Raw genomic sequence first — 26,984 nt, 5'->3', positions numbered from 1 at the left:
CATGACCTCCAGAGCGGATCAAGCCGAGCATTTCGTCGACGTCCTTGATTTCTACGCCGAGCGCCAGCCGGACCAGCTATTGCTGCGCCACCTGACCAATGACGAGACGCCCCAGCTGCTGTCCTATGCCCAGCTGCGCAACCGGGCGCTGAGCCTCGCCGGCTGCCTGCAGGAACGCCTGGGGGAGGCGCGCGGCGAGCGCTGTGTGTTGCTGCTGCCCAGTGGACCGGACTACGCGGCGGCGTTCTTCGCCTGCCTCTATGCCGGCGTCATCGCCGTGCCGGCCTTCCCGCCGGAAAACAATCGCCAGATGCACATCGAGCGACTGCGCGGCATGCTCGACGATGCCAAGCCACGGGTAGTGCTCGGCGAACGAGCCTGCCTCGCCGCCCATGCCGAGACGCTGCGCCAGGCGCTGCCCGAAGGTGCCCTGTGCCTGGCGGTCGAAGACATCGATGCCACTTGGGCGCTGGCCTATCGCCCCCAGGTCGTGGATCCCGCGGCGCTTGCCTTTCTGCAGTACACCTCGGGTTCGACGTCCGCGCCCAAGGGGGTGATGGTCAGTCACGCCAATCTGATCGCCAACGAAAAGGCCATGCAGCGGGGGTTTCTCACCGGGCGTGACGAAGGCTGGGTGAGCTGGCTGCCGCTCTACCATGACATGGGCCTGATGCTTGGGCTGCTGCTACCGATCTTTCACGGCGGCACCCTGACGCTGATGTCGCCCAACCACTTTCTTACCCGGCCGGCGCGCTGGCTGCAGGCGATCAGCCAATACGGCGGCACCATCAGCGGCGGGCCGGACTTCGCCTACCGCCTGTGCGTGGAGCGGGTCAGCGATAGCGCCCTGGCGGAACTCGACCTGAGTCGCTGGAGCATGGCCTTTTCCGGCTCCGAGCCCATCCGCGTGGATACCCTGGATGCCTTCTGCGAGCGCTTCGCCGCCGCGGGCTTCCGCCGTCAGGCGCTGACCCCAGCCTATGGCCTGGCCGAGGCGACCCTCTATGTCTGCGCCCATGAGCCCGTGGATGATTTCCGCATCCGTCGCTTCGCGGGTGAGGCCCTGGGCGCCGCAGGTGCGGAGGTCGCGCTGCAGCAGGGTCGCCTGGCCGGTTGTGGCTGGTGCGATGCGGAGCACGCGCTGAGCATCGTCGACCCGCAGACGCTGGAACCGCTGGGCGAGAACCGTGCCGGGGAAGTGTGGGTTGCCGGGCCCAGCCTGGCCCAGGGTTACTGGAACAATCCGTCCGCCACGGCCGCGGCGTTCGTGGAGCGCGACGGCAGGCGTTGGCTGCGTACCGGGGACCTGGGCATTGCGGCCGAGCAAGGGCTCTATATCGCCGGGCGGCTGAAAGATCTCATCATCCTCAACGGCCATAATCTCTATCCGCAGGATGTGGAGCTGCTGCTGGAAGAGCAGGTGGCCGATTACCTGCGGCGGGGCCGGGTGGCGGCTTTCGCGCTGGAGGGCGAGGCGGGGCGCGAGGGGATAGGGCTGGCGCTGGAGATCAGTCGCAACGTGCGCCGGCTGGTACCGGCCGAACGCATTTGCACAGCCCTGGTGGAAGCCCTGACTCAGGCCTTCCAGGTCGCTCCCAGCGCCATCGCCCTGCTCGAACCGGGCACACTGCCCAGAACCACCAGCGGCAAGCTGCAACGCTCAGCCTGCCGGGCTGGCTGGCTGACCGGCACCCTGGATAGCTTCGCCGAGTGGCGTGATGGCCGCTTAGCCCGGCAGCAACCCGAGCCTGCGGCCCAAACCGTGCTGCCGGCGGTGAGGACGGCCTGGGCTGAGGTACTCAACCGCGCCGAGCTGGCCGCGGACGCCCACTTCTTCGCCCAGGGTGGCGATTCGGTGGCCGTGGTCCAGGTGCAGGCCCGTTTGCGTGACACGCTGGGTGTGGCGGTCGATCCCGCACTGCTGTTCGCGCATCCGACGCTGGCGGCCTTTTCGGCGCAGGTGGCCGCGCTGCCGCGCGAGGCCCAGCCGGAAGGACCGCTCGCCCAAGGCGATGAGCGAGCGCCCCAGTCCTTTGCCCAACAACGGCTGTGGTTTCTCGATCAGTTGGAACCAGGCAAGGCTACCTATCATCTGGCCGGGGAAATCCACCTTGCCGGCACCCTGGACGTGGCGCGGCTGGAGCGGGCGCTGGAGACGCTGGTGCAGCGTCACGCCGCGCTGCGTACCCGCTTCGACGCGGGCGACGGTGAGGTTCCCGAGCAACGCATCGAGGCGCTGGCCCAGGGCGCGGTCGAGCATCATGACCTGAGCCGGGCGCTGGATCGCGACGCAACCCAGGCCGAACTGGTCCGTAGCCTGGTGCGTCGCCCGCTGGATCTGCGGGAAGGCCCCTTGTGGCGCATGGCGCTGGTCCGGCATGGGGCCGACGATCATCGACTGGTGCTGGTGCTGCACCACATCATTGCCGACGGCTGGTCGATCCAAGTCCTGCTGGAAGACTTTGCCGTCCTGTACCAGACGGAGGAGGGCCAGGCGCCTGCGCTTGCGCCCCTCTCCATCACCTATGCCGACTTCGCCCGCTGGCAGCGCCACCAGCTGACCGGTGCCGCGCGCGAGCGGCAACTGGCGTATTGGCGTGCGCAACTGGCCGATGCCCCGGCACGGCTGGATTTAGCCTGTGACCGACCCCGCCCACCTCGGCAAAGCGGGCGCGGTGCGCGCTTTGCCTTCAGCCTGAGCGAGACGGCCAGCCAAGGCCTGCGCGAGCTGGCCCAGCGCCAGGGGGCAACCCTGTTCATGGTCGGCCTGGCGCTGTTTCAGCTGCTGTTGCAGCGTCATAGCGGCAGCCATGACCTATGCGTGGGCGTACCCGTGGCCGGGCGCACGCGGCGAGAAACCGAGCGGTTGATCGGCTTCTTTGTCAACACCCAGGTGCTGCGCTGCCACCTCGACGGTACCCAGTCATTCAAGGCACTGCTGGCCCAGGTCAGGACGCGCGCCCTGGAAGCCCAGGCGCACCAGGACCTGCCCTTCGATCTGCTGGTGGAGGCCCTGGCGCCGGAACGCCACCTGGGTTGGAATCCACTGTGCCAGGTCAAATTCACGCAGCAGTTTCCGCTGCCCCAGGGCCTGGATCTGGGTGGTGTGACCCTGTCGGCGCGGCAGCTCGACGATGGCGCGGCGCACTTCGACCTGGGGCTGGACATCACCGACGTCCCCTCCGGTATCGAAGCGGTCTTTACCTACGCCTGCGATCTCTTCGACGCCTCGCGCATCGCCGCGCTGGCAGCCGACTTCGCCCAACTGGCCCAACAGGTGGTAGCCGATGCCGAGCAACCGCTGGCGCGCTATCGCCTGGCCGCCGAGGCCGTGGGGCTTGAAGGTGAGCGCCAGGCCTTTCCAGCGGCGGATCTGCTGGCGCTATGGCGTGCGGGCCTGCGCCAGGCCGGACCAGGGGCCGCGGTGATGGCGGCCGATGCCAGCCTGAGTCATGCGCAACTGGATGCCGACAGCAATCGCCTGGCCCGGGCGCTGCGTGCCCAGGGGGTGGGCGCCGAGGTGCGGGTCGCCCTCTGTCAGCCGCGGCAGGCCAGTTTCGTCGTGGGTCTGCTGGGCATTCTCAAGGCTGGCGGGGCCTGTGTCTTTCTTGATCCCAAATGGCCCGAGGCGCGCAAGGCCCAGGTCGTGGCCGACAGTGGTGCTCGGCTGCTGCTAGGCGCGCCCCAGCCCGAAGGCCCTCCCTCGCTCGCCTTGGATGCCGCCGCGGACTGGCGACGGCTGCCGGCGGATGCGCTGGACGTCGTCGTCCGGCCTGCCCAGGCGGCCTACCTGATCTACACCTCCGGGACCACGGGCCGACCGAAGGGGGTAGTGGTCTCCCATGGCGCCATCGCCAACTACGTGCAGGGCGTGCTGCAGCGCCTGGCACTGCCACCGCAGGCCAGCTTCGCCCTGGTCTCGACGGTGGCCGCCGATCTCGGCCACACGGTGTTGTTCGGCGCCTTGGCCACGGGCGGCACCCTGCACCTGGTGGATGACGAGGTGGTGCGGGATGCCGATCGCTGCGCCGGGTATTTCGCCGACCACCCGGTGGCGGTGCTCAAGATCGTCCCTACCCAGCTGGCCGCCTTGCTGCAAGCCGCCGAGCCGGCGCGGCTCCTGCCGCACGCCGCCCTGGTGCTGGGCGGAGAGGCCTTGCCGGCACAGCTTGCTGCTCAGGTCCGTCAACTCAAGCCGGGCTGCCGGCTGTTCAATCACTATGGGCCCACGGAAAGCACCGTGGGCGCCCTGACCGCAGCCCTTGATGATCCGGCTACCGGCATCGCTCTGGGCACGCCGCTGCCCAATCTGCGCGCTCGGGTGCTGGACGCCGATCTCAACGCGCTACCCGCCGGCGCGGCCGGCGAGCTGTACCTGGGCGGGCCGGGGTTGGCGCGGGGCTATCAGGGGCGGCCCGGCGATACCGCGGCGGTTTTCCTGCCAGATCCCTGGGCGCCAGGTGAACGGCTCTACCGCACCGGTGACCGGGTACGCCTGGCGGCGGACGGCCGCCTGGAATTCCTGGGCCGTAGCGATGACCAGCTCAAAGTGCGGGGCTATCGTGTGGCGCCTGGCGAGATCGTCGCGGCCCTGCTGGCACAACCGGGCATCACCGCGGCCCACGTCCAGCTGGATGGCCGAGGGCAACTGGTGGCCTATGTGACGGGCGATACCAAGGGCGAACGCCTGCGGGAAATCCTCGCCCGGCAGCTGCCCGAGGCGCTGGTGCCTGCCCAGGTCCTGGTGCTCGCGGCCTTCCCACTCACCGCCAATGGCAAGCTCGACCGCGCGCGGTTGCCGCAGCCCGAAGCACGTCAGGCCGCCTTTGCCGAACCCCAGGGAGAGGTCGAGGCCGCGCTGGCGACGCTCTGGAGCGACGCACTCAAGGTGGACCGCGTCGGGCGGCATGACAACTTCTTCGCCCTGGGCGGCGACTCCATCCTCAGTCTGCAGATCATCGCCCGGGCCCGTCGCCAGGGGCTCAAGCTCACGCCCAAGCAGCTGTTCGAGCATCAGACCATCGCGGCCCTGGCCGAGGTGGCGGCGCCCGCAGGCGCCCCGGTAACACCCCCCGCGATAAAAGATCCGATGGGCGATCTGCCCTTGACCCCCATCCAGGCGCGGTTCTTCAGCGAGCCGGTCCGCCAGCGTGCGCACTGGAACCAGTCCGTGGTCATGGAACTGGCCGCCCCACTCGAAGCCGAGGTGTTGCGCCAGGCGTTGGCGGCGCTGGTCGCTCGCCACAGCAGTCTGCGCCTGGCCTTCGAACCAACCGAGCAGGGCGGCTGGCGTCAGCGGGTGCGACCCGTGGAAGACGCGCAGCGGCTGCTCTGGACCTGCCAGGTAGCCACTGAAACCGAGTTGGCACCTCTGTTCGAGGAGGCGGAACGTAGCCTGGACCTCGCCCGTGGACCGCTGCTGCGCGCGGTGCTGGCCGAGGGGCCGGAGCGGCATCCCCGGCTGCTGCTGGTCATCCACCATCTGGCCGTGGACGGCGTCTCCTGGCGCATCCTGCTGGACGAGTTGGCGTTGGCCTATCAGCAATTGGCAGGCGGTACGCCCCCCGACTTGGGCGAGGCGAGCAGCGACTGGAGCGCCTGGGCTCACCAGATGGCGCACCGCGCCGCCGATGCTGGACTGCAACGCCAGCGCGGTTACTGGGAAGCGGTCGCGGCGGTACCCGAGACCTTGCCCTGCAGCCATCCGCAGGGCACCTGCCGGGTACGGGATAGCGGCACCCTGGCGCAGCGACTCTCGGTGGACCTCACCGACCGGCTCCTCGCGGTATCCGGCACCGAAGCCGTGTTGCTGGCAGCCTTGGCCGACGCCCTGCGGCACTGGACGGGGCGCGCGGCGACCCGTATCGCCCTGGAAGGGCACGGCCGCGAGGATCTCCATGGGCAACTGGACCTGAGTCGTACCCTGGGCTGGTTCACCTGTCTCTATCCCTTGGTGCTGGGGGCGGAGGCGACCCCGACCGGCACGCTGGCGCGGGTGCGCCGGACCCTCGCCGAGGTGCCTGAGCGTGGCCTGGGTTACGGACTGTTGCGCTACCTGGCCGATACCTGCCTGGCGGATACCCGGGAAGGCCTGACCTTCAACTACCTTGGGCGCTTCGAGCGGCCGACGGTTGCCGGTTTTCCGCTGCGCCAGCTGGAGCTACGCAGCAGTCGCGACCCCGATGGCCCCCTGACCAGCGCCCTGGTACTGGATGCCCGGGTATACGACGGCCAGCTGCGGCTGGACTGGCGCTACAGCACGGCGCGCTTCGAGGCCAGCGCCATCGCGCGTCTGCATGAGGGTTTCACGACGGCTCTGGAGGCGCTGCTCGCCACCGAAACCGGCAACGTCCCGGAGCCCGCTCTGGAAGCCGTGCTACCCCTGGCGCCCATGCAGGAAGGCATCCTGATGCACAGCCTGCTGGAGCCGGGCAGCGGCATCTACCTGATGCAGGATCGCTACGCGCTGCGCCAACCCCTGGCGGCCGAGGCCTTCCGTCTGGCCTGGGACGCGGTGGTGGCACGGCATCCGGCGCTGCGCACCGGCTTTCAAGAGCAGGATGGTGAATGGCGGCAGGTGGTGCACCGACAGGTGCCGTCGCCGGTCAGTTTCCTGGACTTCAGCGATCGGCCACGGGAGGAGGGCCTGGCCGCGCTGGAGGCGCTGCTTGCCGAAGAGCGCCGCGAAGGCTTCGACTTCGCGCGGCCGCCACTGCTGCGTTTGCGCCTGGTGACCTTTGGGCCGAATGACCATCAGCTGGTGCAGACGCATCACCATGTGCTGATCGACGCCTGGTGTCGCGGCCTGATGCTGGGGGAATTCTTCGCCCGCTATCGCGCTGCGTTGGCTGGAACCGCACTGACCCTGCCACCCGCCCGACCCTATGCCGACTTTCTCGCCTGGCTCCAGGCCCAGGATGCCGCCGCGGGTCGCGCCTGGTGGCAGGCCGAGCTGGCTGGGGTGACGGCCGCCACGCCGCTTCCCTATCGACGGCCCGGTACCGCGTCGGGTGAGATGCGCGACGAGGCGGTGGCGCTGTCTGCCGAGGCGACTCACGCCCTGGCCACCCAGGCGCGACGTCACCAGTTGACCGCCAACACCTTTGTCCAGGCGGCCTGGGCGCTGGTGCTGATGCGCCACGCCGGCTGCGACGAGGTGGTCTTCGGCGTGACCGTCGCCGGCCGTCCGCCGGAGCTGGATGGGATCGAAGAAGCCCTCGGCCTGTTCATCAATACCCTGCCACTGCGCGTGGCCCGGCCGACCGCCGAGGTGACCGCACTGGAGCTGCTGCGCCGCCTGCAGGCGCGCAATGTCGAACTGCGCCAGCATGAGCATCTCCCGCTGGCCGAGCTGCAGCGTCTGGCCGCGATACCGCCCGGCGAACCGCTGTTCGAGTCCCTGTTCGTGTTCGAAAACGTGCCACTGGGGGGCGCGGTGGAGGAGGCCGTTGCCGAGTTCGGCATCACCCCGCTCGCCAATCGCACCCATACCAACTACCCCCTGACGGTCGTCCTGTTGCCAGGCCGCGAATTACGCCTGCAGCTCACCTTCGACACCGGGCTGTTCGCCGCCGCGGACATGCGCACTCTGCTGGGCCAATTCGAGCGGCTGCTGGGTGCCTTGATCGAGGCGCCGGAACGTCCGCTGGACGAACTGGATCCCCTGGCCGCCAGTGAGTACGAACAGCTACTGGCCTGGGGGCGGGGCGCGGTGCAGCCGCACTGGTATCAGCTGTCGTGGATCGAACGATTCGAAGCGCGCGCCGCCCATCATCCGCAACGCCTCGTGGCGCGCTGTGGGGAGGAGACCCTGTCCTATGGCGAGCTGGACGAGCGGGCCGGCCGCCTGGGCAGGGCCCTGGCGGCCGAGGGGATAGGGCCGGACCAGATCGTGGCGCTCTGTGCGCCGCGAGGAGTGGCGCTTCTGACCCTCATGGTGGGTGTCTTCAAGGCAGGTGCCGCCTACCTCGCGCTGGACGAGCGTCATCCCCAGGCGCGCAGTGCCCGGCTGCTGGACAGCAGCGCCACGCCGGTGCTCGTGGTACCCCGAGCGGAGCGGGCAACCGCCGAGGCCGTCCTGGCGCTGTGTGAACGCCAACCCAGACTGCTGATTCTCGAAGAGTTGCTGGCGCGGCACCCCGTGGGTGGCCCTGGCGTGCGCGCCCGTCCCGACCAACTGGCCTATGTCATCTTCACCTCGGGTTCCACCGGCGAACCCAAGGGCGTCATGGTCACCCAGCAGGGCATGCTTAACAATCAGCTGAGCAAGCTGCCCTATCTCCAGCTGGGAGAGGAGGACGTCATCGCCCAAACCGCCGCGACCGGCTTCGATGTCTCGGTCTGGCAATTTCTCACCGCGCCGCTGTTCGGTGGCCGGGTGGAGATCGTGGCCGAGGCGGAGGTACAGGATCCTGCACAGCTGCTGGCGCGGGTGACGCGGGGCGGGGTGAGCGTGCTGGAGTGCGTGCCGGCAGTGATCGCCGCGTTGCTGGACCTGCCGCACCAACCGTTACCGGCATTGCGCTGGCTGCTGCCCACCGGCGAGGCGCTGGCGCCTGATCTGGCGGGGCGCTGGCTGCAACGCTATCCCCAGATTCCCTTGGTCAACGCCTATGGCCCGGCCGAATGCGCCGACGACGTCGCCTTGCAGCGACTTCGGGTGCCTCAGCGTGACATCCCCATCGGCACGCCGACCGACAATACCCGCTTGTTCGTGCTCGACGAGCGCCTGCGCCTGGTACCCCAGGGTGGGACAGGCGAGCTGTACATCGGCGGCACGGGGGTCGGCCGCGGCTACCTGGGCCGCCCGGGGCTGACTGCCGAGCGCTTCGTGCCCAGTCCCTTCACCGCCGGTGAGCGGCTCTACCGCAGCGGCGATCTGGTGCGCTGGAGTGCGCGAGGTGAACTGGAGTACGTCGGCCGGACCGACTTCCAGATCAAGGTGCGCGGTCAGCGGCTGGAGCCGGGCGAGATCGAGACCCTGTTGCGTGCCCAGCCCGGTATCCGCGACGCCGCGGTTGCCGCTCAGCCCACCCCCCAGGGCATTCAGCTGGTGGCCTATCTGGAGCCCCAGGGTAGTGAACGCCCTGATCTTGATGCACTGCGTGCGTGCCTGACGCAGCGGCTGCCGCTGTTCATGGTGCCGACCCAGTCGCTGTGGCTGGAGCGCCTGCCGCGCAATGCCAATGGCAAGCTCGACCGCCGAGCTCTGCCCGTACCCGAGCTGCCCGCCGAGTCCCAGCAACCGCCCCAAGGCGCTACCGAACGACAGTTGGCCGAGTTGTGGCAGGAGTTGCTGCAGGTCCCGGAGGTGGGCCGGGAAGCCGACTTCTTCGCCTTGGGTGGCCACTCCCTGCTCGCCACGCGCTTGCTCTCGCGTGTTCACGAACGGCTCGGCGTGCGCGTGCCCCTGGCTGCCGCCTTTACCGCCACGACGCTAACGGCCCAGGCCGAACTCATAGACACCTTGCGTGAGCAGACGCTGGACGATGATCGCCTCGAGGCGCTGGACGCGCTACTGGACGAGTTGGAGGAAACCCCCTGATGTTGCATGACAAAGCCCTGGCCCTGGCCAACCGTTTCCTTGCGCTGCCACCGACCCAGCGCCGAACCTTTCTCGCCAAACTGCGCGACCAGGGCCTGGATGCCGGCGCGCTGCCGATTCCCGGCGGCGCGGCTGGCGAATGCGCCGAGACCTCCTATGCCCAGCAACGGCTCTGGTTTCTCGAGCGTTTGCAGCCGGGCAATGCGGCTTATTATCTGCCCGGGGCGCTGCGCCTGCAGGGTCGGCTGGACGAGACTGCCCTGCGTGAGGCATTCGCGTCCCTGATGGCGCGTCATCCCAGCCTGCGCACCACACTGGAGGACGGGCCAGCCCGTACGCCCTTGCAACGGGTGAGCGAGGCCTCCAAGGTACCGTTGGAAACCCTGGGCGAGATCGCTGCGGAGGCCTTGCCCGCCGTGGCCCGCACCTTCGCCAATCGCCCCTTCGATCTGGAGCGGGGCCCGCTGTGGCGCCTCGCCCTGGCGCAGGGCGTGGACGGGGGGGCGGCCCATCTGCTGCTTTGCCTGCACCATGCCATCGCCGATGGCTGGTCGATCCAGGTGCTGTTGGATGATTTCGCCATCCTCTATCGCGCTGCCCTGGAAGGACGCCAGGCAGCGCTTCCGGTACTGGATGTCAGCTACGCTGACCACGCGCGCTGGCAGCGTGCCTGCCTCGAGGCCGGAGAGGGCGAACGCCAGCTGGCGTTCTGGCGTGAGCGCCTGGGTACCGAGCACCCCGTGCTGGAACTGCCCGGTGATCGGCCGCGGCCGGTGGCGCCCAGCCACCGGGGAGGGCGGTTGGCCTTCCAACTTCCGGCGCCCCAGGCCCACCGGCTCGGGGCCTTGGCGCGCGCCCAGCGCACCACGCTGTTCACGGTGCTGCTGACGGCCTATGCAACCCTGCTGAGCCGATTGTCCGGCCAGCGCGACCTGCGCATTGGCGTGCCCATTGCCGGCCGCCAGCGCAGTGAGGTCGAGGGTGTCATCGGCTGTTTCGTCAATACCCAGGTTCTGCGTCTGGAGTTGGGAGCCGAGGCGGATTTCCTGACGCTGTTGACCCAGACGCGGGAGCGGGTGCGCGAGGCCCAGGCCCATCAAGACCTGCCGTTCGAGCAACTGGTCGATGCCCTGGCCCCAGCGCGTACCCTCAGCCATCACCCCCTGTTCCAGGTGCTCTACAACCACCAGCCGCGTCAGCTCGACGCCCTGCAATTGGGGCCTGATCTGCGCGCCGAGCTGCTGCCGCTGGACAGCGGCAGCGCCCAGTTCGACCTGGCGCTGCATACCTGGGAACTGGCTGACGGCAGCCTCGGTGGCAACTGGAATTACTCCAGCGACCTCTTCGAACCGGCGCGCATCGAGCAGTTGCACGCACGCTTCCTGGTGCTCTTGCAGGGCTTGCTCGATGCCCCGCAACAGCCGCTGGCCGAGGCGCCGCTACTGTTGCCCGACGAACCCGCGCGGCTGGCCGGCTGGAATGCCACTGCGGAAACCTATGCACCGCTGCCGCCCGCCGGGGTGCTGGGTGGCTTCCTCGAACAGGTCGCCAGGCATCCCGCGCGCGAGGCCCTGTGCTTGGACGAGCGCCGCCTGAGCTACCTGGAGCTGGAGCAGGCCGCCAATCGCCTGGCCCATCACCTGCGCCGCCGTGGTATCGGGCGCGAAAGCCGGGTCGGGGTCGCCATGCAGCGCTCGGTGGAGATGGTGATCGCCCTCTACGGAGTGCTCAAGGCCGGCGCGGCCTATGTGCCGCTGGACCCGGATTATCCGGCCGAACGCCTGGCCTTCATGCTGGAGGATTGCGGGGCCAGTCTGTTACTGAGCCATGGCCCGGCCTTGGCCGTGCTGCCCAGTGATATCGGGCTGGATGTGCTGGACCTGGAGCGGCTGGACCTGTCCGCCGAACCGGCCACTGCGCCAGCCCTGGAGGTCCATCCCGAGCAACTGGCCTATCTGATCTACACCTCGGGTTCCACCGGCCGACCCAAGGGTGCCGGCAACACCCAGGCGGCGTTGTACAACCGCCTGCAGTGGATGCAGGCCGCCTATGGGTTGGATGCGCGCGACCATGTCCTGCAGAAGACGCCCTTCAGCTTCGACGTCTCGGTCTGGGAATTCTTCTGGCCGCTGCAGGCCGGTGCCCGGCTGGTGCTGGCGCGTCCGGGCGAGCATCGTGATCCGGTGGCGCTGAGCGCCCTGATCGCCCGCGAAGGCATCACCACGCTGCACTTCGTGCCCTCCATGTTGGCCGCCTTCCTGGCCCAGGACGATCTCTCCGGCTGCGCGAGCTTGACCCGCATCGTCTGCAGCGGCGAGGCTCTACCGGCGGAGCTGGCCCAGGCCGTTCGCCAGCGCCTGCCTCGTGTCGCGCTCTACAACCTCTATGGCCCTACGGAAGCGGCCATCGACGTCACCCATTGGACCTGCCAAGAGTCAGATCGCCTGGCAGTACCCATCGGGCGCCCCATCGCCAACCTGCAGATCCACATCCTCGACGAGCGCCTCAATCCACAACCCATCGGCGTGGCCGGCGAGCTGTACATCGGCGGCGTCGGCCTGGCCCGCGGCTACCTGGGCCGTCCGGGCCTGACCGCTGAACGCTTCGTTCCCGATCCCTTCACCCCGGGTGGCCGGCTGTACCGCAGCGGCGATCTGGCACGTTGGCGCGACGACGGCGCGCTGGACTACCTGGGCCGACTGGACCACCAGGTCAAGCTGCGCGGCCTGCGCCTGGAACTCGGCGAGATCGAAGCCGCATTGCGCGAGCTGGCCGGCGTCAGCGAAGCCGTGGTGCTGCTACGTCAGAGCGCCATCGGTCCACGACTCGTGGGCTACCTGGTGACGCCGAATCTGGACGAGGCGGTGGTGCGCCAGGCCCTGCTGGCCCGGCTGCCGGACTTCATGGTGCCCAGCCATCTGGTGGCGCTCGACCGGCTACCGCTGACGCCCAACGGCAAACTGGATCGCCAGGCGCTGCCGGAACCGGACGTCATTCAGCAGGCCTACCGTGCGCCGGAGCCGGGGATCGAAACCGAGCTGGCCACGCTCTGGGCCGAGTTGTTGCAGGTGGGGCGGATCGGGCGCGACGACAATTTTTTCGCCCTGGGAGGCGATTCCATCCTCAGCCTGCAGATCATCGCCCGGGCTCGTCGCCTAGGCTTGGTCTTCAGTCCGCGGCATCTGTTCGAACGTCAGACCCTCGCCGAGCTGGCCCCTGTGGTGCAACGCCTGGAGGCGCCCGCTGAGATCGCCGCGGAGCCGACCGAACCCTTTGCCCTGGCGCCCATCCAACATGCCTTTTTCGCTCGCGAACTACTGCGTCCTGAACACTGGAACCAGTCCCTGCTACTGGAGCCGCAGACGCGATTGGAGCCTGAACAGCTGCGCCGAGCCTTGGGGCGACTGGTGGCCACCCACGGCGCCCTGCGCCTAAGCTTCACCCGATCCGAAGGCCGTTGGCAGCAGCGCTATCGCGCCCGCGAAAACGCCGACCTGCTTTGGCATTCGTCCGTGACCCGCGCCGAGCTGCCAGCCCTGGCCGACGAGGCCCAGGCCAGTCTGAGCCTAGACGCGGGCCCCCTGCTGCGCGCCGTGCTCGCCGACCTCGCCGAGGGTGGTCAGCGTCTGCTGCTGGTGATCCATCACCTGGCGGTGGATGGGGTGTCCTGGCGCATCCTGCTGGACGATCTGGACCGGCTCTATGCCGACCCCGACCTCGGGCTACCCCCCGTGCTTCCCTACGCCAGCTGGGTCCAGGCGCTGCAAGGCCTGGAACTGGACAGCGAGCGTGCCTACTGGCAACAGTTGCCGCAGGCGCCCGCCTTGCCGTGCGACCATCCAGCCGGGCGCGCCTGGGAAGCCGATGCCCAGCACCTGAGCCTGCGGCTGGATGCCGCGCGCACCCGCGAACTGCTGACCCAGGCGCCGGCGGCCTTTCGCACCCAGGTCAACGACCTGCTGCTCACCGCCCTGGTCCGAGCGCTCCATGCCTGGGGCGGGGAGGCCGAGGCGCGGCTGCTCCTGGAAGGCCATGGCCGGGAAGACCTGTTTCCCGGGCTCGACCTGAGCCGCACCCTGGGCTGGTTCACCAGCCTCTATCCGGTCCGGCTGAGCGATCAGGCGGACCTGGCCAGCAGCCTCAAGACGGTCAAGGAAAGCCTGCGCCGTATTCCGCGCGGCGGGCTCGGTTACGGCCTGCTACTGGCTCGCGGGGAGCAGGCATTACCGGAAACCACCGGCTCCCTGCTGTTCAACTACCTGGGTCAACTCGACACCGAGCTGGGCGGCTTCCGCCTCGCGGACGAGGCCACCGGGCGCGCGCGTGATCCTCGTACGCCCCTTGAGGCCGAGCTGGCGCTGGAAGGCGCTGTACAAGGTGGCGAGCTGCATTTCACCTGCACCTACAGTGGCCAACGCCACGCTCCGGCGCGTATCCAGGCGCTGTTGGACGCCTTCGCCACGGCGCTCGATGATGTCCTGACGCTGTGCCGCCAAGCCAGTGGTGCGACGCCTGCTGACTTTCCGCGCCTGACGTTGACCCAGGCGCAACTCGATGCGCTGCCGCTGGCCGAAATAGAGGACCTGCAACCTCTCACGCCCATGCAGCAAGGCCTGTTGTTCCATACCGAACTGGGCGGCGTTGGAGACCTCTATGTCAACCAGGTCAGCGTCGAGCTCGACGACCTTCCGCGAGCGGCGTTCCTCGACGCCTGGCAACAGGCCCTTCGCCGGCACGCCGGGCTGCGGGCAGCCTTCCTGCGCCTGGCCGGAGAGGGACGGGCGGTACAGGCCATCTGGCGTCAGGTTGAGCTCGCCGTCCGTGAGCAGGACTGGCGCGATCAGTCGGTTGCCCCCGCTGCCCTCGCCGAATCACAGCGGGAGGAGCGTGAGCGTCCCTTCGACCTGACCAAGCCGCCGCTGATGCGCCTGCTGCTCATCCGGCTCACCGATAAGCGCTGGCAGCTGACCTGGACGTTGCACCATATCCTGCTCGATGGCTGGAGCAGCGCCGCGCTGCTCGCGGAAATCCTCCAGGCGACCCGCGGCGCGGCACTGCCAGCGCCTGGGCGGTACCGCGACTACCTGGACTGGCTGTCCAGCCGCGATGCTGCGCATAGCAGCGTCTTCTGGCAGGCGCAATTGGCTGATTTCGCCTCGCCGACCCGACTGGTCGATAGCCTTGGACGTCCGGCGACGAACGACGACACGCGCAGTGGCGAGCAGCATCTGGTGCTCGATCGTCTCGCCCTCGACGCCGCCGCGCGGCGGCTGCGGGTCACCCTCAATACCTTGGTGCAGGCAGCCTGGACCCTGCTGCTGCAGCGCTATACCGGCCAGCGCCGGATAGCCTTTGGCGCCACCGTCGCCGGTCGACCGGCCGACGTCGCCGGTAGCGATCGCCTGCTGGGGTTGTTCATCAATACCCTGCCGGTGGTCCAGGCGCCCGGACCGGAGCTTACCGCCGCCCAATGGCTGCCCGCCTTGCAGGCTCACAACCTGGCCTTGCGCGAACACGAGCACACGCCGCTCTTCGAGGTGCAGCGCCTAGCGGGGCATCCGGGCCAGGCACTGTTCGATACGCTATTGGTCTTCGAAAACTATCCGGTGGACGCAGCCCTGCGCGGTGCCACGTCGGCGGCGCCGACCATCGGTGCGGTCACGGTCAGCGAACGAACTCACTATCCGCTGAGTATCGCCGTCATGGCTGGGGACCGACTGGAACTGCAACTGCATTATCAACGTGCCTGTTTCACGCCCGCTCAGGTGCAGCGGATGGCCGCGCACCTGGGGCAATTGCTCGACGGTCTGGTTCGCCAGCCGGACACACCCCTGGGTGATCTGCCGCTGCTCGATGCCGAGGGCCTGGCCACCTGGCAACGCTGGAATTCGCCAGCGCAGGCCAGCGCGGGTAGGCCGCTGCTGCCTGCCTTGATCGCCGAACAGGCCCGCCGCCAGCCCCGGGCCATCGCCCTGGTGCACGGCCAGCTGCGGCTGGACTTCGCCACCCTGGAAGCACGCTCCAATCGCCTGGCGCATTGGCTGCACGGGCAGGGCGTTTCCGCTGAAACCCGCGTGGGCGTGGCCTGCGAGCGGGGCATCGAACTGTTCGTCGCTCTGTTGGCGGTACTCAAGGCTGGTGGTGCCTATCTGCCACTGGATCCGGACTATCCCGCCGAGCGCCTGGCGCTGATGCTGGAAGACAGCGGCGCCAGGCTGGTGCTGACCCAGCACGAACTGCTCGACCGGTTGCCCCAGGTCGCTGGTGTCGAACGAGTTGTTCTGGACCGCCTGGATCTCACGGATTTGCCCGACAGCGCGCCAGACGTGGTCCTGCATCCCGAGCAACTGGCCTATGTCATCTATACCTCCGGGTCGACCGGTCGGCCCAAGGGCGTGGCCGTGGCCCACGGGCCCTTGGCGCTTCACTGCCAAGGCATCGCGCAACGCTACGAACTCACCGCCCAGGACCGTGAGCTGCACTTCCTGTCCATCAGCTTCGACGGTGCCCAGGAGCGCTGGCTGACGCCGCTGAGCCAGGGCGCCCGTGTCGTGATCCGCGACCAGGCGCTGTGGAGCGTGCAGGAGACCTGGCAGGCGCTGGAAGAGCAGGGCATTACCGTCGTCGCCTTCCCACCGAGCTATCTGCGCCAGCTGGCCGACTGGGGGCGGGTGCAGGGCCGCGGCCCGGGGGTGAAGACCTACTGCTTCGCAGGCGAGGCCTATGACCGCGGCCTGCTGCGCGAGGTGGTGGAGCATCTCCAGCCCGACTGGGTCATCAACGGCTACGGGCCGACCGAAACCGTCATCACCCCGACCCTGTGGCGCGCCCCTGCAGCCACCGCGGATTTCACCAGTGCCTACGCCCCCATCGGCGACCTGGTAGGCGAGCGCCAGGGCTATGTGCTGGACCAGGACCTCAACCTGCTGCCGGTAGGAGTGGAAGGCGAACTGTACCTGGGCGGTGCCCTGGCTCGTGGCTACCTGGAGCGTCCCGCCGAAACGGCGCAGCGTTTCGTGCCCAATCCCTTCCGCGCTGGCGAACGGCTCTATCGCACGGGTGATCGGGTGCGACTCAATGCCGAGGGACTACTGGAATACCTCGGCCGCGCCGACCAGCAGATCAAGCTGCGCGGCTTCCGTATCGAAACCGGCGAGATCGAGGCAGCGCTGAAGGCGTGCCCGGGCGTGCGCGAGGCGCTGGTCATGGTGCGCGAGACCCCGGCCGGCGACCGGCTGGTGGGCTATGTCGGCGGCGGCGCCTTGCAGGAGATGGCGTTGCTGGAGCTGCTGCGTCAGCAACTGCCCGGCCACTTGGTGCCCCAGCACCTGGTGCTGCTGGAGCGCCTGCCGCAGCTGCCCAACGGCAAGCTGGATCGCCGGGCGCTGCCCGCGCCGGAAGTCACGGCGGACAACAACTACGAAGCACCGGCCACGGCCCTGGAGCAGCGCCTGGCCGAGTTGTGGCAAGCCCTGCTTCAAATCGAGCGGGTCGGTCGCCAGGACAACTTCTTCGCTCTGGGCGGCCATTCCCTGCTGGCGACGCAGCTCATCTCCCGTCTACGCCAGGAGGAAGGCCGGGAGGTGCCGCTGCGCCTGGTGTTCGAAGCGCCGCAGCTGGCCGAACAGGCCGAGCGGATCGCCGCCCTGGCGCCCGAACGCCCGGAGCCGGAACTCCAGGCCCTGGCGCGGGACGAGGCGCCGCAATCCTATGCCCAGCAACGGCTGTGGTTCCTGGCGCAGCTCGAGCCCGAGAGTGCGGCCTATCACCTGCCGGGTGTCGTGGAGTTACAGGGCGCCCTGGATGAGCAGGCCCTGGGGGCGGCCTTTACCGCCCTGGCGGCGCGGCATGCCAGTCTGCGCAGCCTGTTGCTGCCGGGTGATCCACCCCGCCAGCGCATCTTGCCGCCGGCACCCGTGGCCGTGGAGCGCTTGGTACTCGACACAGGTACCAATCAGGAAGCGGCCTTCACTCGCCTGTTGCAGGCCTTTATCGCTCGTCCCTTCGCGCTCGCCAGCAGTCCGCCCTGGCGGCTGGCCGTGGTACGCCTGGAGGAGCGGCGGCACCGTCTGCTGCTGTGCCTGCACCATGCCATCTCGGACGGTTGGTCGGTTGGCGTGCTGCTGCGTGACTTTGCCGAACTCTATCGGGCCGCGCTCAGCGGCGCGGTACCTGACCTGCCGGGGCTACCGGTGCAGTACCCCGACTATGCGCGCTGGCAGCGCGAACAACTGAGCGCGGGAAAAGGAGAACGGCAACTGGCGTATTGGCGCGCGCAGTTGGGCAGCGAGGCGCCTACCCTGGACCTGCCTGCTGACCGGCCACGTCCTGCGCGGCGCAGCGGTGCCGGGCAACGCCTGGATTTCCGGCTTTGCGCTCAACAGGCCGAGGCGCTGCGCCAGGCCGCTCGTGCCCAGGGTGTCACGCCCTTCATGCTGCTGCTGTCGGTCTATGGAGCGCTCCTGGGTCGTCTCAGCGGTCAGCGTGACCTGCGCATTGGTGTACCGGTGGCGGGGCGGACGCGTGCCGAGGTGCATGACCTCATCGGCTGCTTCGTCAACACCCAGGTACTGCGCCTGGACCTCGCTACCCCAGTGGATTTCGCGCACCTGGTGCAGCAGGTCCGCGAGACCCTGCTCGAAGCTCAGGCTCACCAGGACCTGCCCTTCGAGCACCTGGTTGAGCACCTGCACCCGGAGCGGAGCCTCAGCCAGCATCCGCTGTTCCAGGTCAGCTATGACCATCAGGTGCGCGATCACCGCGCCCTGGCCGGCTTGCCGGGCCTGCAGGCGGTCATCCTTGAAACGCCGACCACCCAGGCCCAGTTCGACCTGGCCCTGGCCACCTGGGAAGACCCGGACGGCCAGCTCGGCGGTAGCTGGACCTTCGCCCTCGACCTCTTCGAACCGGCGCGCATCGAGCAGTTGCACGCACGCTTCCTGGTGCTGCTGCAGAGTCTGCTCGATGCCCCGCACCAGCCGCTGGCCGAGGCGTCGCTACTGTTGCCCGACGAACCCGCGCGGCTGGCCGGCTGGAATGCCACTGCGGAAACCTATGCACCGCTGCCGCCCGCCGGGGTGCTGGGTGGCTTCCTCGAACAGGTCGCCAGGCATCCCGCGCGCGAGGCCCTGTGCTTGGACGAGCGCCGCCTGAGCTACCTGGAGCTGGAGCAGGCCGCCAATCGCCTGGCCCATCACCTGCGCCGCCGTGGTATCGGGCGCGAAAGCCGGGTCGGGGTCGCCATGCAGCGCTCGGTGGAGATGGTGATCGCCCTCTACGGAGTGCTCAAGGCCGGCGCGGCCTATGTGCCGCTGGACCCGGATTATCCGGCCGAACGCCTGGCCTTCATGCTGGAGGATTGCGGGGCCAGTCTGTTACTGAGCCATGGCCCGGCCTTGGCCGTGCTGCCCAGTGATATCGGGCTGGATGTGCTGGACCTGGAGCGGCTGGACCTGTCCGCCGAGCCGGCCACCGCGCCCGAACTCCAGGTCCATCCCGAGCAACTGGCCTATCTGATCTACACCTCGGGTTCCACCGGCCGACCCAAGGGTGCCGGCAACACCCAGGCGGCGTTGTACAACCGCCTGCAGTGGATGCAGGCCGCCTATGGGTTGGATGCGCGCGACCATGTCCTGCAGAAGACGCCCTTCAGCTTCGACGTCTCGGTCTGGGAATTCTTCTGGCCGCTGCAGGCTGGTGCCCGGCTGGTGCTGGCCCGCCCGGGCGAGCATCGTGATCCGGCGGCGCTGAGCGCCCTGATCGCCCGCGAAGGCATCACCACGCTGCACTTCGTGCCCTCCATGCTGGCCGCCTTCCTGGCCCAGGGCGATCTCTCCGGCTGCGCGAGCCTGACGCGCATCGTCTGCAGCGGCGAGGCCCTGCCGGCGGAGCTGGCCCAGGCCGTTCGCCAGCGCCTGCCCCGGGTCGCGCTCTACAACCTCTATGGCCCCACCGAGGCGGCCATCGACGTTACCCATTGGACCTGCCAAGAGTCAGATCGCCTGGCGGTACCCATCGGGCGCCCCATCGCCAACCTGCAGATCCACATCCTCGACGAGCGCCTCAATCCGCAACCCATCGGCGTGGCCGGCGAGCTGTACATCGGCGGCGTCGGCCTGGCCCGTGGCTACCTGGGCCGCCCGGGCCTGACCGCTGAGCGCTTCGTCCCCGATCCCTTCACCCCGGGTGGCCGGCTGTACCGCAGCGGCGATCTGGCACGCTGGCGCGACGACGGCGCCCTGGACTACCTGGGCCGGCTGGACCACCAGGTCAAGCTGCGCGGCCTGCGCCTGGAACTCGGCGAGATCGAAGCCGCACTGCGCGAGCTGGCCGGCGTCAGCGAGGCCGTGGTGCTGCTACGTCAGAGCGCCATCGGGCCACGACTCGTGGGCTACCTGGTGACGCCGAATCTGGACGAGGCGGTGGTGCGCCAGGCCCTGCTGGCCCGGCTGCCGGACTTCATGGTGCCCAGTCATCTGGTGGCGCTCGACCGGCTACCGCTGACGCCCAACGGCAAGCTGGATCGCCAGGCGCTGCCGGAACCGGACGTCATTCAGCAGACCTACCGTGCGCCGGAGCCGGGGATCGAAACCGAGCTGGCCACGCTCTGGGCCGAGTTGTTGCAGGTGGAGCGGGTCGGGCGTGACGATGACTTCTTCGCTCTCGGCGGGCATTCGTTGCTCGCCCTGCAAGTCGTGGCCCGGCTGCGCCGCGAGCATCGCTGGGAGGTACCGGTCCGGCTGCTGTTCGAATCCGCCACCCTGGCGGCGTTCGCTGAGCGTCTGGATGACAGGATCCAGGCGGACGATGCGCCGCTGCAGCGGCGGGACTGGCCTGGTACGCCCGCGCGAGCACCGCAATCTTTTGCCCAGCAGCGCCTGTGGTTTCTTGCCCAGCTCGATCCGGAGAGTGCGGCCTATCACCTGCCAGGGGGGCTGCGCCTGCAGGGTCGACTCGATGAAGCGGCGCTGCGCTGTGCCTTCCGGCAGCTCACCCAGCGTCATGCCAGCCTGCGTACCACCTTCGGTCATGGCGAAGCTGGCCCGGAGCAGCGCATCCTGGCCAGCTTCGCGCCTGAACTCGACGTGGTGACGCTGGATCGTGGAGCGGCTGACAGCTATCGCCGCGCCTTCATGGCCCGGCCTTTCGACCTGGAGGCCTCGCCGCCCTGGCGCCTGGCCCTGGTACGCCTGGCACAGGACGAACATCTGCTCCTGCTATGTCTGCACCACCTGCTGGCGGATGGCTGGTCGATGCGGTTGCTGTTGGAAGACCTGGTCAGCTTCTATCGCCAAGCCCTGGGCGACGAGAGCGTGTCGCCGCAACCCCTGCCGCTGGACTATGCCGACTACGCCGCCTGGCAGCGCGAGCGCCTGGCGGCCGGGGAGGGTGAGCGCCAACTGGCCTGGTGGCGCGAGCAGCTTGGCACCGAGCATCCGCTACTGGAGCTGCCGGCTGACCGTCCGCGCCCGGCTCAGCGCAATGGGCTGGGAGGACGCGAAACCTTCACCCTGGATGCTGCCACATCCCAGCGCCTGCGCAGCACCGCCCAGGCACTGGCCGTCACTCCAGCCATGCTGTTGCTGGCCAGTTGGCAGACCCTGCTGTTCCGCCTCAGCGGCCAGACCGACCTGCGCATCGGCGTGCCGGTGGCGGGTCGAGTTCGGGCGGAGACCGAGGCCCTGGTCGGCTGCTTCGTCAATACCCTGGTCCTGCGCGGCGAACTCGCCGGGCGGATGCCGGCCAGTGCCCTGGCCGCCCAGGTACGTGCCCGCCTGCTGGACGCCCAGAGCCATCAGGAGTTGCCCTTCGAGCAACTGGTCGAGGCGCTGCAGCCCGAGCGGCACCTGAGCCACAATCCCCTGTTCCAATTGACCTTCAATCACCAGGCTCGTGGCGAACAAGCGCTGGCTCGGCTGCCCGGCCTCAAGGCCGAAGCCCTTGACGGTGCAGGCGACCAGGTGCATTTCGACCTGTCGCTGGGCACCTTCGACGAGGCCGACGGCCGTATTTCCGGCTACCTGGACTTCGCCAGCGACCTCTTCGAACGGGCGACCGCCCAGCGTTTCCTGCGCACCTGGCTGACCCTGCTCGACGGTCTGGTTCGCCAGCCGGACACACCCCTGGGTGATCTGCCGTTGCTCGATGCCGAGGGCCTGGCCACCTGGCAACGCTGGAATTCGCCGGCGCAGGCCAGCGCGGATAGGCCGCTGCTGCCCGCTTTGATCGCCGAACAGGCCCGCCGCCAGCCCCGGGCCATCGCCCTGGTGCACGGCCAGCTGCGGCTGGACTTCGCCACCCTGGAAGCACGCTCCAATCGCCTGGCGCATTGGCTGCACGGGCAGGGCGTTTCCGCTGAAACCCGCGTGGGCGTGGCCTGCGAGCGGGGCATCGAACTGTTCGTCGCTCTGTTGGCGGTACTCAAGGCCGGTGGTGCCTATCTGCCGCTGGATCCGGACTATCCCGCCGAGCGCCTGGCGCTGATGCTGGAAGACAGCGGCGCCAGGCTGGTGCTGACCCAGCACGAACTGCTCGAACGGTTGCCCCAGGTCGCTGACGTCGAGCGAGTTGTTCTGGACCGCCTGGATCTCACGGATTTGCCCGACAGCGCGCCAGACGTGGTCCTGCATCCCGAGCAACTGGCCTATGTTATCTATACCTCCGGGTCGACCGGTCGGCCCAAGGGCGTGGCCGTGGCCCATGGGCCCTTGGCGCTTCACTGCCAAGGCATCGCGCAACGCTACGAACTCACCGCGCAGGACCGTGAGCTGCACTTCCTGTCCATCAGCTTCGACGGTGCCCAGGAGCGCTGGCTGACGCCGCTGAGCCAGGGCGCCCGTGTCGTGATCCGCGACCAGGCGCTGTGGAGCGTGCAGGAGACCTGGCAGGCGCTGGAAGAGCAGGGCATTACCGTCGTCGCCTTCCCACCGAGCTATCTGCGCCAGCTGGCCGACTGGGGGCGGGTGCAGGGCCGCGGCCCGGGGGTGAAGACCTACTGCTTCGCAGGCGAGGCCTATGACCGCGGCCTGCTGCGCGAGGTGGTGGAGCATCTCCAGCCCGACTGGGTCATCAACGGCTACGGGCCGACCGAAACCGTCATCACCCCGACCCTGTGGCGCGCCCCTGCAGCCACCGCGGATTTCACCAGTGCCTACGCCCCCATCGGCAACCTGGTAGGCGAGCGCCAGGGCTATGTGCTGGACCAGGACCTCAACCTGCTGCCGGTAGGAGTGGAAGGCGAGCTGTACCTGGGCGGTGCCCTGGCTCGTGGCTACCTGGAGCGTCCCGCCGAGACGGCGCAACGCTTCGTGCCCAATCCCTTCCGCGCTGGCGAACGGCTCTATCGCACGGGTGATCGGGTGCGGCTCAATGCCGAGGGATTGCTGGAATACCTCGGCCGCGCCGACCAGCAGATCAAGCTGCGCGGCTTCCGTATCGAGACTGGCGAGATCGAGGCAGCGCTGAAGGCGTGCCCAGGCGTGCGCGAGGCGCTGGTCATGGTCCGCGAGACCCCGGCCGGCGACCGGCTGGTGGGCTATGTCGGCGGCGGCGCCTTGCAGGAGATGGCGTTGCTGGAGCTGCTACGTCAGCAACTGCCCGGCCACTTGGTGCCCCAGCACCTGGTGTTGCTGGAGCGCCTGCCGCAGTTGCCCAACGGCAAACTCGATCGCCAGGCGCTGCCTGCACCGCAGCGGGTCAGCCACCTTCTCGAAGAAGCCCCTCAGGGGACGCGAGAGGAACTGCTGGCCGAACTCTGGCGCGAGCTGTTGGGTGTCGAGCGTATCGGGCGCCTGTCCGGCTTCTTCGAGTTGGGCGGTGACTCCATTCAGTCCCTGGCTCTGATCAGTCGTCTGCAGCGCAAGGGCTGGCAACTGGGGCCCAAGGACGTCTTCCGCCGTCCGCGCCTCGCCGAACTGGCCCTCTGCCTCGAACCGCTCGCGGCGCAACCCCGCTGGGAGCCGGCTCAGGGCACCCAGCGCCTGACGCCCATCCAGGCTCATTTTTTCGCGCAGCCTTTGCCCAACCCGGCGCACTGGAACCAGGCGCTGCTGTTGGAGGTGCGCGAGCCCCTGGAGTCGGCGCGCTTCACCGCCACCGTCGCCACGCTGCTGCAACGGCATGACGTGCTGCGCCTGGCCTTCCGCCAGACCGCTGCAGGCTGGCAGGCCGGATATCGTGACGACATCCACGTCGAACACCTGCTGCAGGAGGTTGAGGTTGCCGATGCGGTCGCACTCGAGGCGCTCTGTGCCCGTACCCAGCGGAGTTTCGAGTTGGAGCGCGGCGGCTTGCTGCGCCTGGTCCTGGCGAACTATCCGGAAGGGGGGCAGCGTCTCTTCATCTGCGCTCACCACCTGATCATGGACGGCGTCTCCTGGCGGCTGCTGCTCGACGACCTGGGACGCATCTATTCGGCCTTGGGTCGCGAAGCGTCGCTGCTCGACGAGCCCCGGCCCCCGACCTACCAGGCCTGGGCCGAACGCCTGGCACACTGGGCGATACAGCCGCAGACCCAGGCAGGACTTGCGCACTGGCAGGCTCTGGTGCCCCGATCGGATTGGCCAGTGGACTACCCCGCGGGCGAAGCCACCCAGGGCAAGGTCCATACGGCGGAGGTGCAGCTGGATCCCGAGCGGACCCGTTGGCTGCTGCGTGAGGCGCCGACCGCGCTGGGCGCTCGACTCGACGAGGTGCTGCTGGCAGCGCTGGCGGAAGCCGTACGCGACTGGAGCGGTCGGGACGGCCATGTCATCGCCCTGGAGGGGCACGGCCGAGAGGCCCTGTTCGCCGATCTCGATCCGGGCCGCACCCTGGGCTGGTTCACCAGCCTGTATCCGCTATGCCTGGCCTGCGGCGAAGATCCGCGCGCCACTCTGCAGGGCTTGCGTGCCCAGCTCGCCACCGCTGGCCCGCGCGGCCTCGACTATGGCGCGTTGCGTTATCTCGCCAAGGCCGCGGCACTGGTCGACCAACCAGAGCCGCCCCTGGCCTTCAACTACCTGGGGCAACTCGACGGCGCCTTGGGTAACGGGCGTTTCGTGTCGGCCCGGGAATCCTCCGGGGCGCTGGTCGATCCCGCCACCCCCCTGGTGCGGGAGTTGGAGATCAATGCCCAGGTCTATGACGGCCGGCTGGGGCTGAGCTGCCGCTACAGTGGTGAGCGCTATGCGGCGGCCACGGTGGAACGCCTGCTCGCGGCCTTCGTCAGGGCATTGGCCACGCTCGTGGCAGACACCAGGGTGCCGGCGCCCGGTGGCGCTACCCAAGGCGCTGATCCCCGGGTGCACCTGACGCCAGGTGCAACGGGTCGGCCGCCGCTGTTCTGTCCGCATCCGGTCAGTGGAACGGTCGTGGGCTATTACCCCCTGGCGCAGCATCTGGCTGGCGCCTGGGACGCCTGGGGATTGCAGAATCGCCAGATTCTCGACCCCAACTGGCGGGATACCGACCTGGCGCAGCTGGCGCGGGACTATGTCCGGGTGCTCTTGGACACTCAGCCTAGCGGGGCCTATCGGCTGCTGGGCTGGTCCCTGGGTGGCGCCCTGGTGCTGGAAATGGCGAGTCTGCTCGAGCGCCTGGGCAAGACGGTGGCCTTCGTTGGCCTGATCGACGGCTATGTGCCGGGGGCGGGACTGGCTCGGCGGTCCGTCCCCGTCGCCGGGGAGGGGGCGCACGAGGAAGGTGGCGCCTGGGCGCAATTGCTGGCCGTCGAGGCCCATCTGCACGGCCTGGCTCGTCGGCATCCGCAGCTGAAGCCGCTGCGGGCCCCGGTCCATGCCTGGTGGGCCAGTCGCTCACCGGAAAACAACCATAACGGCCACGCCCTGCTGGAGCGGGGACTGGGACGTCCGCTGGCGCAGTCCCGTTGGATCGATGCCGATCACCTGGGCATCGTCCGCGATCCGCGCCTGCTGGCCGAAGTCGCCGAACGCCTGAGTTCTCCATCCGCCCACAGCGCCCGCACATCGGGCTTCGAGGAATACGATCATGTCCGTTAATCATCGCCTGCAGCGCGTTCCCGCCGATGCCGACTACCGCTTCACCGGCACCCCGCGGCTGGAGCGTCAGGCTGCCCTGGAGTCCAATGCGCGTAGCTATCCCCGGCGGCTGCCCCTGGAGTTGCGTCGGGCCGAAGGCATCCATGTGCAGGACAGCGAAGGGCGCTGGTTCATCGACTGCCTGGCCGGCGCCGGTACCCTGGCCCTAGGCCACAACCACCCGGTGGTGCTGGACGCCATGCGTGGCCTGCTGGACGGTGAGCGCCCCTTGCACACCCTCGATCTGATGACCGAGGCCAAGGACGATTTCATCCGCGAGCTGTATGCGCTGTTGCCCCAGGGCTTCGCTCGCAGCGCCCGAATCCAGTTCTGCGGCCCGGCCGGTACCGATGCGGTGGAGGCCGCCATCAAACTGGTCCGTACCGCCACCGGCCGCCGTCAGCTGCTGGCCTGTCACGGGGCCTACCATGGCATGACCCAGGGCGCCCTGGGGCTGATGGGCAGCCATGGTCCCAAGCGCCACCTGGACGGTATGAACGGCGGCGTGCAGTTCCTGCCCTTTCCGCATGCCTATCGGTGCCCCTTCGGCCTGGGCGGCGAACTGGGCGAGCGGGCGGCGCTGAACTACCTGGAAACCATGCTGAATGACCCTGAGAGTGGGGTACTGCCGCCCGCGGCATTGATCGTCGAGCCGATCCAGGGGGAGGGCGGGGTCAATCCGGCGTCCGTCACCTGGTTGCGCGAGGTCCGGCGGATCACCCGGGAGGCTGGCGTCCCCCTGGTGCTGGACGAGATTCAGTCCGGCATCGCCCGTAGCGGCCGGCGTTTCGCCTTCGAGCATGCGGATATCGAGCCTGATGTCCTGGTCCTGTCCAAGGCCATCGGTGGCAGCCAGCCACTGGCGGTCGTGGTTTACCACGAGTCACTGGATCGTTGGGCGCCCGGCGCTCATGCCGGTACCTTCCGTGGTAATCAGCTGGCCATGGCCGCCGGGACCGCTACCTTGCGGCTGGTGCGTGAAGAGCGGCTGGAAGTGCATGCGGCGGCCATGGGGGAACGGCTCGCTGGCCATCTAAGGGCTCTTCAGCGCGACTATCCCCAGCTGGGCGACGTGCGCGGTCAGGGACTGATGCTGGGAGTGGAAGTGGTAAGCCCCGATGGCCCGACCGACCGTCAGGGGCATCCCCTGGCCGACGGTGTCCTGGCGGCTCGCCTGCAACAGGAATGCCTGAGGCGTGGCCTGATCATCGAAGTGGGCGGCCGCCATGGCGCCGTGCTGCGCTTCCTGCCGCCGCTCATCGTGCAGCCAGCGCAGGTGGATCAGATCGCCGACTGTCTGGCTACCGCCCTGCGCACGGTGATGGCGGCCTCGTAGGCGCGCCATCGGGCCAGGGATGGCACCCGAGAATCCCCTGTCGCGTAAATAGTAACGATTATTATTT

General features: G+C 68.7%; 3 protein-coding genes. All 3 read left to right on the top strand.

Annotation, left to right across the window (positions count from 1 at the left end; translation table 11 throughout):
• The first annotated feature begins 1 nt into the window (after window position 1).
• From APT59_RS13250 to APT59_RS13240, 3 genes are read left to right on the top strand one after another with little or no spacing between them, the layout of a single operon-like run.
• Window positions 2–9,544, top strand: coding sequence for a non-ribosomal peptide synthetase (locus APT59_RS13250; protein ID WP_059315281.1), 9,543 nt, complete (start codon window positions 2–4; stop codon window positions 9,542–9,544).
• Complete coding sequence (locus APT59_RS13245; RefSeq protein ID WP_059315280.1) at window positions 9,544–25,542, top strand: non-ribosomal peptide synthetase; 15,999 nt, start codon at window positions 9,544–9,546, stop codon at window positions 25,540–25,542. The genes APT59_RS13250 and APT59_RS13245 overlap by 1 nt, the downstream gene beginning before the upstream one ends.
• A complete protein-coding gene (locus APT59_RS13240) occupies window positions 25,532–26,917 on the top strand; it encodes a diaminobutyrate--2-oxoglutarate transaminase (protein ID WP_059315279.1) in 1,386 nt (461 codons plus the stop codon). Before APT59_RS13245 ends, APT59_RS13240 begins: the two co-directional genes overlap by 11 nt.
• Window positions 26,918–26,984 lie beyond the last annotated feature (67 nt).

The organism is Pseudomonas oryzihabitans, from assembly GCF_001518815.1.
Taxonomy (GTDB): Bacteria; Pseudomonadota; Gammaproteobacteria; order Pseudomonadales; family Pseudomonadaceae; genus Chryseomonas; species Chryseomonas oryzihabitans_E.
This window is presented reverse-complemented; position numbering and strand designations above follow the sequence as displayed.